Origin of the sequence: Cohnella sp. LGH (genome assembly GCF_017671885.1) — a bacterium.
Lineage (GTDB): Bacteria > Bacillota > Bacilli > Paenibacillales > Paenibacillaceae > Cohnella > Cohnella phaseoli.
On record NZ_CP072117.1, the window covers coordinates 2,486,338 to 2,500,335 of the forward strand.

Annotated in this window: 19 protein-coding genes; 11 read left to right on the forward strand and 8 right to left on the reverse strand. The window is 54.7% G+C overall.

Features of this window, described 5'->3' with window-relative positions; genetic code table 11:
- Positions 1 to 140: 140 nt before the first annotated feature.
- Together J4772_RS10020 and J4772_RS10025 are read left to right on the forward strand one after the other, a co-directional pair.
- A complete protein-coding gene (locus tag J4772_RS10020) occupies positions 141 to 704 on the forward strand; it encodes a hypothetical protein (RefSeq protein ID WP_209075113.1) in 564 nt (187 codons plus the stop codon).
- Positions 705 to 847: 143 nt separating this feature from the next.
- Positions 848 to 1,576 (forward strand): DUF1361 domain-containing protein, encoded by a 729-nt coding sequence (locus J4772_RS10025; RefSeq protein ID WP_209075114.1) that lies wholly within the window; start codon positions 848 to 850, stop codon positions 1,574 to 1,576.
- Here J4772_RS10025 and J4772_RS10030 read toward each other — a convergent pair.
- Complete coding sequence (locus J4772_RS10030; RefSeq protein ID WP_247741069.1) at positions 1,504 to 2,391, reverse strand: helix-turn-helix domain-containing protein; 888 nt, start codon at positions 2,389 to 2,391, stop codon at positions 1,504 to 1,506. The two genes, J4772_RS10025 and J4772_RS10030, sit on opposite strands and share 73 nt — an antisense overlap.
- A gap of 119 nt (positions 2,392 to 2,510) precedes the next feature.
- Here J4772_RS10030 and J4772_RS10035 point away from each other — a divergent pair, with 119 nt between their 5' ends.
- From J4772_RS10035 to J4772_RS10045, 3 genes are all read left to right on the forward strand, one after another.
- Complete coding sequence (locus J4772_RS10035; protein ID WP_209075115.1) at positions 2,511 to 4,556, forward strand: beta-galactosidase; 2,046 nt, start codon at positions 2,511 to 2,513, stop codon at positions 4,554 to 4,556.
- A 213-nt stretch (positions 4,557 to 4,769) separates the two neighbouring features.
- Positions 4,770 to 5,345, forward strand: a complete 576-nt coding sequence (locus tag J4772_RS10040) for a zinc-ribbon domain-containing protein (protein ID WP_209075116.1) — start codon at positions 4,770 to 4,772, stop codon at positions 5,343 to 5,345.
- A gap of 329 nt (positions 5,346 to 5,674) precedes the next feature.
- On the forward strand, positions 5,675 to 6,535 hold the full coding sequence (locus tag J4772_RS10045; RefSeq protein WP_209075117.1) for a PucR family transcriptional regulator: 861 nt from the start codon (positions 5,675 to 5,677) through the stop codon (positions 6,533 to 6,535).
- A 318-nt stretch (positions 6,536 to 6,853) separates the two neighbouring features.
- Here the strand turns inward: J4772_RS10045 and J4772_RS10050 are convergent, their stop codons facing one another.
- From J4772_RS10050 to J4772_RS10075, 6 genes are all read right to left on the reverse strand, one after another.
- Entirely contained in the window at positions 6,854 to 6,982 is a 129-nt protein-coding gene (locus tag J4772_RS10050) for a sporulation protein YjcZ (RefSeq protein ID WP_116058840.1), read from the reverse strand.
- Positions 6,983 to 7,090: 108 nt separating this feature from the next.
- Entirely contained in the window at positions 7,091 to 7,483 is a 393-nt protein-coding gene (locus J4772_RS10055; protein ID WP_209075118.1) for a spore germination protein GerPE, read from the reverse strand.
- On the reverse strand, positions 7,473 to 7,688 hold the full coding sequence (locus tag J4772_RS10060) for a spore gernimation protein GerPD (RefSeq protein ID WP_281275118.1): 216 nt from the start codon (positions 7,686 to 7,688) through the stop codon (positions 7,473 to 7,475). Before J4772_RS10060 ends, J4772_RS10055 begins: the two co-directional genes overlap by 11 nt.
- A 6-nt stretch (positions 7,689 to 7,694) precedes the next feature.
- On the reverse strand, positions 7,695 to 8,390 hold the full coding sequence (gene gerPC / locus J4772_RS10065; protein ID WP_209075119.1) for a spore germination protein GerPC: 696 nt from the start codon (positions 8,388 to 8,390) through the stop codon (positions 7,695 to 7,697).
- A 16-nt stretch (positions 8,391 to 8,406) separates the two neighbouring features.
- Positions 8,407 to 8,613, reverse strand: coding sequence for a spore germination protein GerPB (locus J4772_RS10070; RefSeq protein WP_209075120.1), 207 nt, complete (start codon positions 8,611 to 8,613; stop codon positions 8,407 to 8,409).
- Between the two features lies 1 nt (position 8,614).
- The gene (locus J4772_RS10075; protein WP_209075121.1) at positions 8,615 to 8,854 is read right to left on the reverse strand and encodes a spore germination protein; all 240 of its coding nucleotides are present in this window, start codon (positions 8,852 to 8,854) and stop codon (positions 8,615 to 8,617) included.
- Positions 8,855 to 9,022: 168 nt separating this feature from the next.
- Between J4772_RS10075 and J4772_RS10080 the strand changes: the two genes are divergently transcribed.
- Complete coding sequence (locus tag J4772_RS10080) at positions 9,023 to 9,484, forward strand: hypothetical protein (protein WP_209075122.1); 462 nt, start codon at positions 9,023 to 9,025, stop codon at positions 9,482 to 9,484.
- A 68-nt stretch (positions 9,485 to 9,552) separates the two neighbouring features.
- On the forward strand, positions 9,553 to 9,756 hold the full coding sequence (locus J4772_RS10085) for a hypothetical protein (protein ID WP_116058846.1): 204 nt from the start codon (positions 9,553 to 9,555) through the stop codon (positions 9,754 to 9,756).
- A 169-nt stretch (positions 9,757 to 9,925) separates the two neighbouring features.
- Here J4772_RS10085 and J4772_RS10090 read toward each other — a convergent pair whose 3' ends face one another.
- Entirely contained in the window at positions 9,926 to 10,177 is a 252-nt protein-coding gene (locus J4772_RS10090; RefSeq protein ID WP_116058847.1) for a hypothetical protein, read from the reverse strand.
- Between the two features lie 175 nt (positions 10,178 to 10,352).
- On the opposite strand from J4772_RS10090, the gene J4772_RS10095 reads away from it, so the two are divergent.
- From J4772_RS10095 to metG, 4 genes are all read left to right on the forward strand, one after another.
- Positions 10,353 to 10,796 (forward strand): Fur family transcriptional regulator, encoded by a 444-nt coding sequence (locus J4772_RS10095; protein ID WP_116058848.1) that lies wholly within the window; start codon positions 10,353 to 10,355, stop codon positions 10,794 to 10,796.
- Positions 10,793 to 11,029, forward strand: a complete 237-nt coding sequence (gene yidD / locus J4772_RS10100; RefSeq protein WP_116058849.1) for a membrane protein insertion efficiency factor YidD — start codon at positions 10,793 to 10,795, stop codon at positions 11,027 to 11,029. Before J4772_RS10095 ends, yidD begins: the two co-directional genes overlap by 4 nt.
- A 29-nt stretch (positions 11,030 to 11,058) precedes the next feature.
- Positions 11,059 to 11,466 (forward strand): hypothetical protein, encoded by a 408-nt coding sequence (locus tag J4772_RS10105; protein WP_209075123.1) that lies wholly within the window; start codon positions 11,059 to 11,061, stop codon positions 11,464 to 11,466.
- 396 nt (positions 11,467 to 11,862) lie between these two features.
- The gene (gene metG / locus J4772_RS10110) at positions 11,863 to 13,887 is read left to right on the forward strand and encodes a methionine--tRNA ligase (protein WP_209075124.1); all 2,025 of its coding nucleotides are present in this window, start codon (positions 11,863 to 11,865) and stop codon (positions 13,885 to 13,887) included.
- Positions 13,888 to 13,998 lie beyond the last annotated feature (111 nt).

The window sequence follows — 13,998 nt, forward strand, 5'->3', positions numbered from 1 at the left end:
CCTGCTGCGTCACTTTTGCTTGACGTACCTCCGGTACGCCTTCACAAAAGTTCCTTGCATGGAACGAAAATTCGGCCAAATCTACTGTCCTCGGAGTATGCATACACGCCCTAACTTATCGAAGCGTCTACGGAGGAACCATGATTCCATTTTTATACGAACTGATCGAAGCAAAGCTTGTGACGGGACATGATTATCCCCTTCGCGTTATTTCGAATTCGCTAGCGCTGCTTATTCCGACCGACGACGTGCAGGTGAAGTTGGGCGATCGAACATACGATCTTCGCTGCAAACAGATGATAGGTTTGATGTTGGTTGCGTTATTCGTCATGGCATGCGGCACTTCGACGCCGGCTTCGGAGCAAGCGACGCCGGTTGCATCCTCTGCGGCTCCAAGCGAGAGTGCTGAAGCCGAAGCGACTACGAAGAAAGTGGCCGCGCCTCTGGGGGAGATCGAAATTCCGACGCATCCCGTAAAAATTGTGACCGACGGCTATTTGCCGGAATTGCTCGTTCTTGGCGTGAAGCGATACCGGACTTTGCAGGCGACCATCTCATTTTGGCTTCCGATGCCAGCGCAGAGGATGCCGTTGGCCAACTGCTGGACAGCGGGCTGTGGAAATCCCTCGACGCCGTTAAAAACAATCGTGTCTATCGAATCGACTTCGATCAATTTTTGTTTAACGATCCGATCTTCGCGATGAAGCAGGTGGATCTATTGGCAGACGTTCTAACCCGCAAACAATAGAGCGGTTCTCATCCAAACCTTGAGGGACTTGAATCCTTCAAGGTTTTTTAGTGTAATTATGAAGAAAGCGAATCGAGGGATTCGGCAAGGAGGAGCAAAGTGGAGAAAACGAGAAAAACGAGAGTCGCTCCGGAGATCGTCGAACCGCTGTTTTACGCGTTGGCGGCGACGTCGGTCTTATGCGCGGTGTTAATCGCCATTAGGACGATGCGTATGGAGGATGTGCAGTACCGGTTTCTGTTGTGGAATTTGTTTCTGGCCTGGCTTCCGTTGATCGTATCGATGACCGCCTTGACGTTCGTTCGCGTCGCCCGGGGAGCGATGCTTGGAGCCGGACTGATCGTGCTCGGCGTCGCCTGGCTGCTCCTGTATCCGAATGCGCCCTACTTGACGACCGATTTTATCCATCTGATCTTCGATACCTACTACATTCGCTACGATAAGGACGGCTTGCTGCTGTGGTACGATCTCGTTTTGTTTTTTCTGTTTTCCTGGTGCGGGCTGTTGCTTGGTTATTTGTCGATGCGGCACTTCCATGAGCTTGTCAATCATTACTTCGGGCTGCTGACAGGATGGATATTCATTCTGACTGTATCCTTCCTAGGCGGCTTCGGCGTCTATCTGGGCAGAATCGTCCGACTGAACAGCTGGGACGTGCTGTTCAGCCCGTTCCGGTTGCTTGAAGGCGTATTAGAGGGGATCAACAGGCAGGCGGTCGGATTTACGCTGTTGTTCGGGACGCTGATTCTGATCGTCTACGTATCGCTATTTCTCGGATGGAGCCGGAGATCCTCCTCATCGTTCGCAACGACAGGAGAAGGGCCGTGAAGCCTGCGATACTGCTCGGGCGTCAGCCCCTCCTTCTGCCTGAAAGTAGCGACAAAATGGCTCGGATCGCGAAAGCCGACCGCCTCGCCGATCCGGCGCACGCTCCAATCGGGGCGGGAGGGCAGCCATTCCTTCGCTTTGCGCAGGCGGAGCTGGATGAGGTAGGCGTAAGCGGTCTGGCCGAACGATTGGCGGAACCTCTCATTCAGCTGCCGCTCGCCGATGCCCAATCTCTCCGCCATAGCCGCCAGCCCCAAGTCGGGGTTGGCGTATTCTTTTTCCAGCCACTGCAGCAGGTCCTGCACTTTCTCTAAGCGCCGGTTCAGGGAAGGGAGGTGGTTGCTTCTGCCATTTGTTCGCAGCAGCGTCAGAAATCGATACAGCTCCGCCGAGCTCTGCCAGCCCGACGCGTCGACACCCGATTCCGCCAGCCTTAGCATGCTGTCCACTTGTTCCGTGATCGCGTTGTCGTCGCCATCCCATTGGATTTTGCCGGGAAGCGCTCCGATCAGCTCAGAGACAAGTCCGTCGGCCAGCGTTCCCGTGAATGTGACGTAAGACGTTTTCCATAGAGGGCTTTTGGCGGAATAGAAATGGCGTCTCCCCGGAGGCAGCAAAATGCCGGACCGTTCGGGAAGCTTAAAGCTCCGTCCTTCGGCCCGCAGCTCCCCTTCTCCTTCGAGCGTAAGCAGCCAGTGGTAGCAGGGATAACCGCGGGGCCGTTGAATCGGCTCCTGCTCGGTGTTGATGCCGATCGTTTCCATCTGCAGCGGCAGCGCATCCGTCGGTACGGGCGGGACGACTCGTCGTATCACTCTGAAACAACCTCCATATTCTTATATGACTAAACCATTTTATTATATAGGATAAGGATAAATATTGCTTATATAATTTAATGATAAACGACATTTTACAATATGATGAGGTGCTTTCCATGATCAATGAACGGAAGCCGAAAATATGGTACGGAGGAGATTACAACCCGGATCAATGGGAGAAGCCGGTCTGGGACGAGGATCTGAGAATGTTTAAGCTGGCCGGCATCGACGTTGCGACGCTTAACGTGTTTGCATGGGCGCGCAATCAGCCCGACGAGGATGCGTACGAGTTCGGCTGGCTGGACGAGATGATGGACAAGCTGCACGCGGACGGCGTCGGCGTCTGTCTGGCGACGAGCACGGCGGCTCATCCGGCTTGGATGGCCAGAAAATATCCCGACGTGCTAAGAGTCGATTTCGACGGGCGCAAGCGCAAATTCGGCGGCCGCCACAATTCCTGTCCGAACAGTCCGACCTACCGGAAATACTCGGTGCGGATGGCGGATAAGCTGGCAGAGCGCTACAAGGATCATCCGGGATTGCTAATTTGGCACATTTCCAATGAATACGGCGGATACTGCTACTGCGACAATTGCGCGGCGGCTTTTCGCGAGTGGCTGCGCAAGCGGTACGGGTCGCTGGAGAGAGTCAACCGGGCGTGGAACACGGCTTTCTGGGGTCATCAATTTTACGATTGGGAGGACATTGTTCCGCCAAGCTCGCTCAGCGAGGAATGGCGCGGCCCGAACGGGCGGACGGCGACCAGCTTCCAGGGGATTTCCCTGGATTATTGCCGCTTCCAGTCGGACAGTCTGCTGGAATGCTATAAGCTGGAATACGACGCAGTCAAAAAGCATACGCCCGACATTCCGGCGACGACGAATTTAATGGGCGCCTTTAAGGAGCTGGATTACCACAAGTGGGCGAAGGAGCTGGACGTTGTCTCGTGGGACAACTATCCGGGCCTCGATACGCCGCACAGCTATACGGCGATGATGCACGACCTGATGCGCGGGCTGAAGGACGGCCAGCCGTTTATGCTGATGGAGCAGACGCCGAGCCAGCAGAACTGGCAGCCTTACAATTCGCTCAAGCGTCCCGGCGTCATGCGGCTGTGGAGCTACCAAGCGGTGGCGCGCGGCGCGGACACGGTCATGTTCTTCCAGCTGCGGCGCTCGATCGGTGCGTGCGAGAAGTATCATGGCGCGGTCATCGAACACGTCGGCCACGAGCATACACGGGTGTTCAAGGAGTGCGCGGAGCTTGGGCGGGAGCTGTTCGAGCTGGGAGACGCTTTGCTGGACTCGCGCGTGAAGGCGAAGGTGGCGATTCTGTTCGACTGGGACAACTGGTGGGCCGTCGAACTGTCCAGCGGTCCAACCGTTGCGTTAAAGTATGTCGAAGAGCTGCATAAAGCTTACGACGCGCTGTACAAAGCGAACATTGCGGCCGATGTCGTCTCGTTGGAGGCCGACTTGAGCGGATACGACCTCGTTATCGCACCGGTGCTGTATATGATCAAGCCGGGAATCGCGCAGAAGCTTGAGGAGTATGTGTCGGCCGGAGGGACCTTCGTCACGACATTCTTCAGCGGTATCGTGAACGAGAGCGATCTGGTCACGCTCGGGGGGTATCCGGGAGAGCTGCGCAAGCTGCTGGGCATCTGGGCCGAGGAAATTGACGCGCTGCTGCCGAGCCAGAGCAATACGATCGTCGTCCGAAATCCGGGGGATGGCCTCCAGACCTCGTATGCTTGCGGAATGCTCTGCGATCTCATTCATTCGGAGGGGGCCGAGGTTGTCGCCGAGTATGGGGAAGATTTCTACGCGGGCATGCCGGCGTTGACAGTCAACCGTTTCGGAAACGGGGAAGCCTGGTATTTGGCTACAAGTCCGGAGGCGGCGTTCCTGCAGGATTGGCTGCCTAAGCTGTGCGCCTCTCGCGGTATCGCGCCGCTTGTCGCCTCCGCTCCGGAGGGCGTCGAGACGACGGTTCGCGAGAAAGGCGGAACGAGTTATCTGTTCGTCCTGAACCATAATGCCGAGGCTGTATCGGTAGCCTTGGGAGTACAGTCGGGTGTGGACATGTTGAGCGGACGCAATCTGAGCGAAGCTGCGGAGCTGGCCGGCCGGGATTTATGGATTGTGAAGCTGGACCGATAAACCTGATCGCTGGCTATGGGAGCATGCGCATTTTCTCGCCGTAAGGCGGGGGAGAGCCATGCTTCTTTGTCATTGATCGGCGCGGTTGCGGCATAGGTTTGAATAAGTGCGCGGAACCCTGTAAAATTGTCGAAGTATGAGATAAAATAATGAAATGAGCTACTTCATTACATGGGTTTCAACTTATGCAAGGCATAGGGAGGAGAGATTGGGATGAGCTTTTTCAAAAAAATTACGGATTCGGTCAGCAAAGGGGTTACGACGGCAACGGAGAAGGCGCAGCAGACCGTGGAAATCACCAAGCTGAACAATCAAATTTCCGGCAAGCGCAAGGATATCGATAAATTGTACGCTGCTATCGGCGAAGTTGTATACGACGCTTACTTGGCGAACGATGTGTCCGTTACCGAGGAGCAGGTTAAGCCGAAGTGCGAGGAGATTTCCGCAATTCGCGAGGAGATCGCGGGGCTAGATGCCAGAATCAAGGAGATTCGCAACGAGAAGGATTGTCCGTCCTGCGGCAAGCGGGTGTCCGATGAAACGAAATTTTGCCCTTCCTGCGGCCACGCTTTTCCTCCGCCGGTCATTGATAAAGAGCCGATCCAGGTCGATCTCCACGTACCGGATGAGTCTGAAACGTCTGTAGAGACGGATGAGCCGAATGCGGCGTTAGAGGGAGACGCTGAGTCGCCGCGTGCAGACCAACGGCAGATTTGCCATAGCTGCGGTACTCCGCTTTACGCGGATAGTCATTTTTGCCCGGCATGCGGGCAGTCGACCCGCGCGTAAATCGCGCAGCGCTTCTTAAGACGGAGGGCGTCCTTAAGTCGTTACAAGACGACTTGGGGGCGCCTTATTTTTATATCTTGAGCGCTCATTGTTAGGGGAGAGAGGGGTCATCAAGCATTTGATGTTAAGTAACGTTACTTTAAATAAGCGGAGATCGCAAAATAATGGACGATTTTAGCTGTGATCATTAGATTTTTAACAATTTTAAGTGAAAATGCTTCTGTTTATGTGTTATTATATATGACATAATAAGGTGTTGGGTCTGTTTTTAATGTGAGATAGGTTGTTTGTGTCATCTTAATTGGCATTTTGTTGAGGGAGGCTGGTTCATGACCATCATGCCGTGCAATGAAATGGATATCGGTCGCATGGGAGGGAGAATCGCCGTTCACGGTAGCGGAATTGCTGACACAGCCGATCATGAGGGTAAGGAGACCGATTGGGAACAAAGGGTCGAAGCGTACGAATGCTTCGTTCCGAACGAGTTGGCGTTCGTCGCCGTACTGGTCGAATTGCCCTCGGATGGCTGTATGGCGTGCTGGATTCGGGAGGTTCGTCGCGTTCTTCGCTCGGAGCAGGAATGCGAGCCCGGAATGCTCGTCTGTACCGTCGGCAAAGATCTAGCCTTCATCCTGCCGGTTGCTCAAGGGCAGCCGACCGAGGCGGAGCGCGAGTCCGCTCTGCTGTCCGAGTTATACCGACTGCAGGAAAAGCTGAAAGATCGGCTCGATACATTCGGGTTGAGGCTATATGCGGGAAAGGCCGTTTCCCGCCCGGAAAGTCTGCAGGGCAGTTGGGCGCAGGCGAAACATGCGCGGCAGGTTGCGAAAGTATGCGGATTGACGGCAGAAGTCGTCGCTTATGATAAGCTAGGCGTTTATTCGCTTCTCTATTTGATTCCTTCGGGAGAAGAGCGGGAGCAATTTATCCGGCGGTATTGGATGCCGCTGCAATTGGCGGACCGCAAAGGAAGCGGAAGGCTGGCGGAGACGCTGGAAATGTTTTTCCGCTGCAACGGGAACGTTAAGTTGACTTCCGAGAGGTTGCTCGCCCACTATAATACAATTGTCTATCGGTTGGAGAGAGTTCAGGCGATTTTGGGCGTTTCCCTCGATGATCCCGAAGATCGGCTGCAGCTTCAATTAGCGTTAAAGCTAGGCCGGATTGCGCCTGCTTCAGCATCAATGTGAGCGACATGCCCGCTGGGGCGGACTTGCGAGTGAGTCGCTGGCAATTTGGGGCCGTCCTAAAAGTTGATCCAAGGTATAGCGAATGTGCAAAGAAACCGTTCCTTTCTTAGATGGGTTACGACTCCCATTTACTAAAGGGCGGTTTCTTTTGACTTATTCGTAGTCTCGATGAAAAGAGGGGGGATACCCCCCGCTAAAAACCTTATCGAGTAAATAAATCAAGGCTGCTCATAAGTCACTTATGAGACAGCCCCCTGAGGTAGAGACGATCCGTTTCACGCGAACGCTTCTGGAACGAATCTGCTATTCGGCGCTTGATTAAAATCCTGCGCGGAGGATGATGACCAACAGAATGAACAGAACCAGGGCGAATGTAGCCGTTCCGAATTGGCCGCCGTGAGTCGGCCCGCAACCGCAGCCTGCTGCACCTGCTACCGGATAACTCATTGTTAAACCCTCCCGTACTCATAGGTTTGTGATGGCGAATCACAATGTCAGCATATGACGGGGGACATGCGGAATCTTGGACGTTTGTACCGTCAGGACGAATATTCTCTATAGTTCCGGCTCTTGCCCGGGTTGATTAAAATTCCGAATGTGCTTGATCCGGGAAATTCCTTGAACCGGGCCGCTGCAGCCGACGCGGAGCGTGGAGGAGCTGGATACGCCGAGCGAGTAAATGCAGCCGACGCGAAGGACGGGGAAAGGCGAGTCGCTCGTAAAGCGCACGGGATCTTGGACTCCCGGAACAAGCTTCGGCAAATAAAAAATAGGGTATGACTCAAAGAAAAACTCGTCCTTCTGAACGTTCGCGACGGCCCGCTGCACGGCAAGCGCCTGCGAAGTCATATCGGTGTTGTCTCCGTCCCCGAGCTGTACGATTCCCGACGAACTGACGGTGTTCACGAAGAGAGAGAACAGAACTGTACTTCTGCAGTCATGATTCATTTTCTCCCTCCTCTTCTTCGGGCAGCGGAAGCGGCGCTAACGGCGAGACGATAACCGACTCCGGCGGCGTATCGAAGTAGGAGTACAGCGTAATCGACTCGGTATCGCCGAGCAGCAGCGCCGACGAGCTGGATACTCCGACAAGATTAATGCACCCGACGGATACGGGACCGTTGGTAACATGAAGAGACAGCGGCGACGACAAGCTCTCTCACCTCCTTGTATGGGATTGCTGAAGCTGCTGTTGCTTGTTCAAGTACGCGGTAAAAGCGCCCTGGACGTCTCGCATCGTTTTCTCTTTGACGGTATCCCGCCATTTTCGTTTCTCTTCTTCCGTTCCAGAAGCCGGGTATGCTTCGGAACGGACATAATAGTGCACGCGTTCGTCCAACTGCCGCTTAACGTCCGCGACAATTCTCCTGCGATGCTCCTCGTTCAGGGAGACTCCAAGCTGTCGCTCCAGCTCGGTCAGGTCGACGTATGCTTCCCTGTCCATGTACGCCGCGATCTCCTGCTGAAGCTGCCGCATCGGTTGAAGCGCCTCGTCGGCGCTTCCTTCCGCGGCCTTCCACCCGACGAAGTTGGGCGTCTCCAGAGATTCGAGGCCGGGGATGCCCTGCGGGGAAATTCCTACGTTCAGCGTTCCTTCCAGACGGTTGACTTTTAATTGGTCGAAATGATACTCGACGTGCAGAGGGGGTTTGCTCTTTATTTCATCCAGTTGTTTCTGCATCGAAGCGATTTGCTCCGACATCTGTTTGAGCGAGAGTTCGGCCTGGTATAAGCGCTGGGCTAATTCGGACCAGAAGTTCGGAGCCGTTCCCGCTGTCTGCGGGGCATTCGGATAAAGCGCGGGTTGCGTCGATTGATAGACGCCGTCCCATACATTCGGTCGTTGCTGCTGCATCAATCACTGCCCCTCTCTATCTCGGATTCGGCAAAGGCACCAGCGATAATGCGTTGAGATCTTCTTTCAGTTCTGGAGCGGGCTCGGTAAATCCGCCGGTATTGTAGAGCTGCGATAGAGCTTGAATGCTCCCCGCGCTTCCGATCTGCAGGACGGAGGAGTTGGTAATGCCATCTATTCGGAGCTGGCCGATCGTTATCGTCTGCTGCACGTTCCAGTTCATGTCAGATAACCCCCGAGTTCCCGCCGATGGTGTTTTCGCTGGAATCCTCCACGTCGGGATCGTTCGTGTTCGTGGCGCTGATGGCGTTATTGGTGCGCGGTAGATCCCCTGTCAGAAAAGAGCCGGCTCCTGCGTAAGTTTTGTTCGTGCTAGAAGGAGTGATTTGAATCGCGTCGCCGAATTGCACGACGCCGCTGCTGCCGATGCTCAGGATTTTGACATTGCCGACGATGCAGGGCATGGGCATAACGCCTCCTTCGCTGTAGGCTCTTAAACAGTGTATGAAGGCAGTAGCCCAGAGGTTCTCCCAAGACGGGCGGGAACGAGCGAGACTTCGCTCTCATATGCTGAAGGAAGGTGTCTGGGCGCTGGCCCGGTTATCGGACTATCGGGCAGGGGGGAGAAGGCGTTGAAATCTTTTTTCAATAGCGGACCGCTTCCGGATTGGCAGGAGCTTAGGAAGTGGCTCGGTAAGGATATCCCTTGGAAGCTGGCGGAAAACTGGGATCGGACGGGGGATGACGATTGGATGAACAACTATGTCAAGCAGATTTTGCAGAACGCCAAATCCGGTACGAACGCTCCGGATCGCTCAGCGATAAGGACGGAAATCAAGCAGGACGGGAAATATGTCAGGGTTGCGATTCGACTGGCGCCGGAGGTTGATCTGCGCGCGTTGCAACTGATGGCGACTTCCGATCGGCTCAAAATCAACGGACTGCCGGGAGACAAGAAACGCGTGATCCGGTTTCCGGGGCTCGTCTACCCGCGCACAGGCAAAGCCGTAATGAAAGCGGATCGTCAGATTCTCATTCGTTTCAAGCGGAGGCCTCCGGAAAAGTCCGAATATGAATTGTTTATCCAGACGTAAAACGTTATAATTCTAAAGGAAGCTAGCATTGGAAGTTTCGGATCAGTTCGTTGCGAGGGGGCAAGGAAGTGGAAATTACAGACGTGTCGGGAGTGTCGCCCGGCTTGTTTATTGCAGGAGTCATTTTCATTACGATGATCGGTTCGTTCTTGAGCATGGGTGTGCTGCGCTTTTTTCAACTGAAGAAGCGCCAGGGAGGCATTTACTTAGGATTGTCTGCGGTTTCTTTCGTGACGATGGTGCTTGTGGTCAATACGTGGTTTTCTTCTTAAACGAGGAAGTACGAGCCGCTCGCGCCGAATGAAAGGCAGGGCGGCTTCTTTGGTATGGGGATTTGTGCGGAGCTTCGCGATAATTCCGGGCTGTCAGAGCGACTGTCTGAATAAAGGAGCCCGCCCGACCGCGGAGGCGCGATCGGGGAGGCCGGCGATCAGGGCAGGTTTAGCGGCGTTTGTTTCTCCAACTGGACGTAGTGGCGCTGCCTTCGCGGCCGTTACCGCCTTCGAAGTCTCCGCAATATACGTCTTTGACGGATACGCTGGTCTTATGGTGATAGCACGGGACGCAGTGATGACGTCTAATGACTTGGATTTGATGAATAACGTCGACATGCTGCGGATGGTAGTAATCTTCGTACACCGTTTGCGGAGGATCGAAGACGGCTTTGCTATTGCATTTCGGATGATCGGACACTTAGATCATTCTCCTTCCATGGGATGTTGTACATTATACGGCATCCATCGCGCGTTGCCTGTTCAAAGGCCTAAGGGCTCGCCCACATCTTGTGCGGTTTGACGAGAGCCCAGGTTTCCTGCATAGTAAGAGTAGGTGTTCGATTATAAGAAAAAGCTTTGCGGGAGGTTATCTCGTGAGTACGACTGAGCACATTATGCAGAGGATGTCCCGGAACGGACTTCGTATCACCGAACAGCGCAAGACGATGGTCCGGCTGTTCGACGGAGCCTCCGGCTACTTGACGCCTAAAGAAGTGTACGAGCATATGCAGAGGGTATACCCGGGGCTCAGCTTCGATACGGTCTACCGAAATTTGCGGCTGCTGCTGGATATGGACGTTGTGGAACAGGTTGTGTTCGAGGACGGTGTCAAATTCAAGCTGAGCTGCGAGGAGCAGCACCATCATCATCATATGATTTGTCTGCAATGCGAGAAGACGCTTCCGATTCGCTTCTGTCCGATGTCGGAGACGGACGTGCCGGGAGACTTCAAGGTCGTCAAGCACAAATTCGAAGTGTTCGGCTATTGCGGCGAATGCCAGGAGGCGGCTTCGGGCGCCGCGCCGGAAGCGCGATGAACGTCGCTCGGCGGGTGCTGCAGGCGCCGATCCATGTGTATCGCAAATTCATCTCTCCGCTAAAGCCTCCGACCTGCCGTTTCCTGCCGACTTGCTCGGCGTATGCGCTGGAGGCGATCGAGGTGCACGGCGCGGCTAAAGGCTCGTATCTCGCCGCCAAACGGATCTGCAAATGTCATCCGTTCCATCCCGGCGGCTTCGACCCCGTGCCGGAACGTAAAGCTGAGAAATAGCTTACAGAGGCATTCAAGGGGGACAGGCCATGAAGAAGGCAATGATGGCGCTATGTCTCGTGTTTCTGCTGACCGCGTGCGCTGTCGGCAGCGGGAAGAGCGCCGAAGCGGAGTATATCCGGGAGGATACGTACGCGGGAGATGAACTGGACATCGTCCGGCTGATCAATCAAAGAATAAAATATTTGCATGAAGAAAACGAAAGCGAATACATGAAGCTGTTTTATACCGACAGTCCGATCAACGGAATGTCGAAGTTTAAGCTGAAGGCCGTCAGGCTGACTGAGGACATTAGCATTCAGCAGCAAAAGCAAGCGGTTGTTGCCTTGGCGCGGGCTGAAGATGTCGTATCGACGGGAGAGACATTCAACAGCCAATACGTTTTCATTAAGTCGAAACGTACCCATGACGAATGGAAGATCCTCGATATTGACTAACTAGAGGACGACTGCGGGAGCGGCACCTGACACGAAAACGGCGCTCGACTTGACACGAACCGTTCGTTCGGCTATATTGCGGAAAGAAGATCATATTGTTTCCAATGAAGGGATAAGTACAAGGAATCGCGATCTATCGCAGAGAGCCGGAGAAGCTGCGAACCGGCATAGGGCGACCTTGGAAGATGGTCCTGGAGGAATTGCTTTCGAGCAGGGCGCGGCACTCAGCCGCATCGGTAAGAGGGCGACGCGGAGATCAGCGTTAAAGATCGGCTTAATGAGCTTTCGCGGGGGATTTTTTTCGCGGGAGGAATTTGGGTGGTACCGCGTGAGCGCAGCTCTCGTCCCATACGGACGGGAGCTTTATGTTTTTTAAACGTAAAGGAGACGAGTGGGATGACCGACAACAAACAAACGTTTTACATTACGACGCCGATTTATTATCCGAGCGACAAGCTGCATATCGGGCATGCGTATACGACGGTGGCGGGCGATGCGATGGCTCGCTACAAAAGGCTGCGCGGCTACGACGTTCGCTATTTGACCGGAACCGACGAGCACGGGCAGAAGATCGAAAGGAAAGCGCAGGAAGCGGGCAAAACGCCGCAGCAATTCGTCGACGATATCGTCGTGGGCATCCAGGATTTGTGGAGGAAGCTGGAAATTTCCAACGACGATTTCATTCGCACGACGGAGCCTCGTCATACGAAGGTCGTACAGGATATTTTTGCGAAGCTGCTGGAGCAGGGGGATATCTATAAGGGCGAGTACGAAGGCTGGTACAGCATTCCGGACGAAACGTATTATACGGAGTCGCAACTGGTCGACGTGGAGAGAAATGCCGACGGCGTTGTCGTAGGCGGCAAAAGCCCCGACAGCGGCCATCCGGTGGAGTTGGTCAAGGAAGAGAGCTACTTCTTCCGGATGAGCAAATACGCCGACCGCCTGCTTCAACATTACGAGGATCACCCGGACTTCATCCAGCCGGAGTCGCGGAAGACGGAGATGATCAACAACTTCATCAAGCCCGGGTTGGAAGATTTGGCCGTGTCGCGGACGACGTTTAACTGGGGCATCCCTGTTCCTGGAGATTCGAAGCATGTCATTTACGTCTGGATCGACGCGCTGTCCAATTATATTACCGCGCTCGGCTACGGGACGGATACGGATGAGGCCTACCGGAAGTATTGGCCGGCCGACGTTCACTTGGTGGGCAAGGAAATCGTTCGATTCCATACGATTTATTGGCCGATTATGCTGATGGCGCTTGGCGTGCCGCTGCCGAAGAAGGTGTTTGCCCACGGCTGGCTGCTTATGAAGGACGGCAAAATGTCCAAATCTAAGGGCAACGTCGTCGACCCGGTGAAGCTGATCGATCATTTCGGTTTGGATGCCGTGCGTTACTACTTGCTGCGGGAAGTGCCTTTCGGAGCGGATGGAGCGTTTACGCCGGAAAATTTCGTGGAGCGGATCAACTACGATCTCGCCAACGATTTGGGCAACCTGCTTAATCGAACAGTGGCGATGATCGACAAGTATTTTGGCGGCGAGGTTCCGCAATTCGAGCTTGGCGTAACGGAATTTGATGGAGATTTGGAGCGCACGGTGCTGTCTGCAGTGGAAAAGGTAGAGGCGGCGATGGAGAACATGGAGTTCTCGGTAGCGCTGTCCGCGATCTGGACGTTGGTCGGGCGGACGAACAAGTACATCGACGAGACGAAGCCTTGGACGCTGGCGAAAGAGGAGGCCGATCGGGCGGCGCTCGCTTCTGTCATGGGGCATTTGGCGGAAAGCCTGCGGGTCGTGTCGATTTTGATTCAGCCGTTCCTGACGAATACGCCTCGTCTCATCTGGCAACAGCTCGGTTTGACGGAAGGCGGGCTGACCGAATGGGAGAGCATTCGCAAGTTCGGGGCACAGCTGGCCGGCACGAAGATCAGCAAAGGCGATCCGATATTCCCGCGTCTGGATCTGGCGGAAGAGGTTGCATGGATTTCCGGCTCAATGGGCGGAGCTGCGGCTGCGGTGAGCGCGGACGAAAACGCGGAGGCTGCAGTTCCCGCGAAGGCGGAAACGGAGGAGGCTCCGGAGCTTGCGCCGGAAATTACGATCGACGATTTTATGAAAGTCGAGCTGCGGGTCGCGCAGGTGGTCGCCTGCGAACCGGTTCCGAAGGCCGACAAACTGCTTAAGCTGCAGCTAGACTTAGGCTTCGAGCGGCGCCAGGTCGTATCCGGCATCGCCAAGTTCTACAAGCCGGAAGAGCTTATCGGCCGCAAAGTGATCTGCGTAACCAACCTGAAGCCCGTTAAGCTGAGAGGCGAGATGTCCCAGGGCATGATCCTCGCCGCGTCGAAGGACGATCAACTGACGCTGGCGACGGTGCCGGACGGCATGCCGAACGGCGCGATCGTTAAGTAGGACTCGAAACGAGTCGTCTATCGAGTCGTCTGATGAGCGATTGAGACGAATAGGGCAGTTCAGAAAGAAGCATCGAACCCTTATCCGCTCCTGGAGCGAGCTACAGAGAAG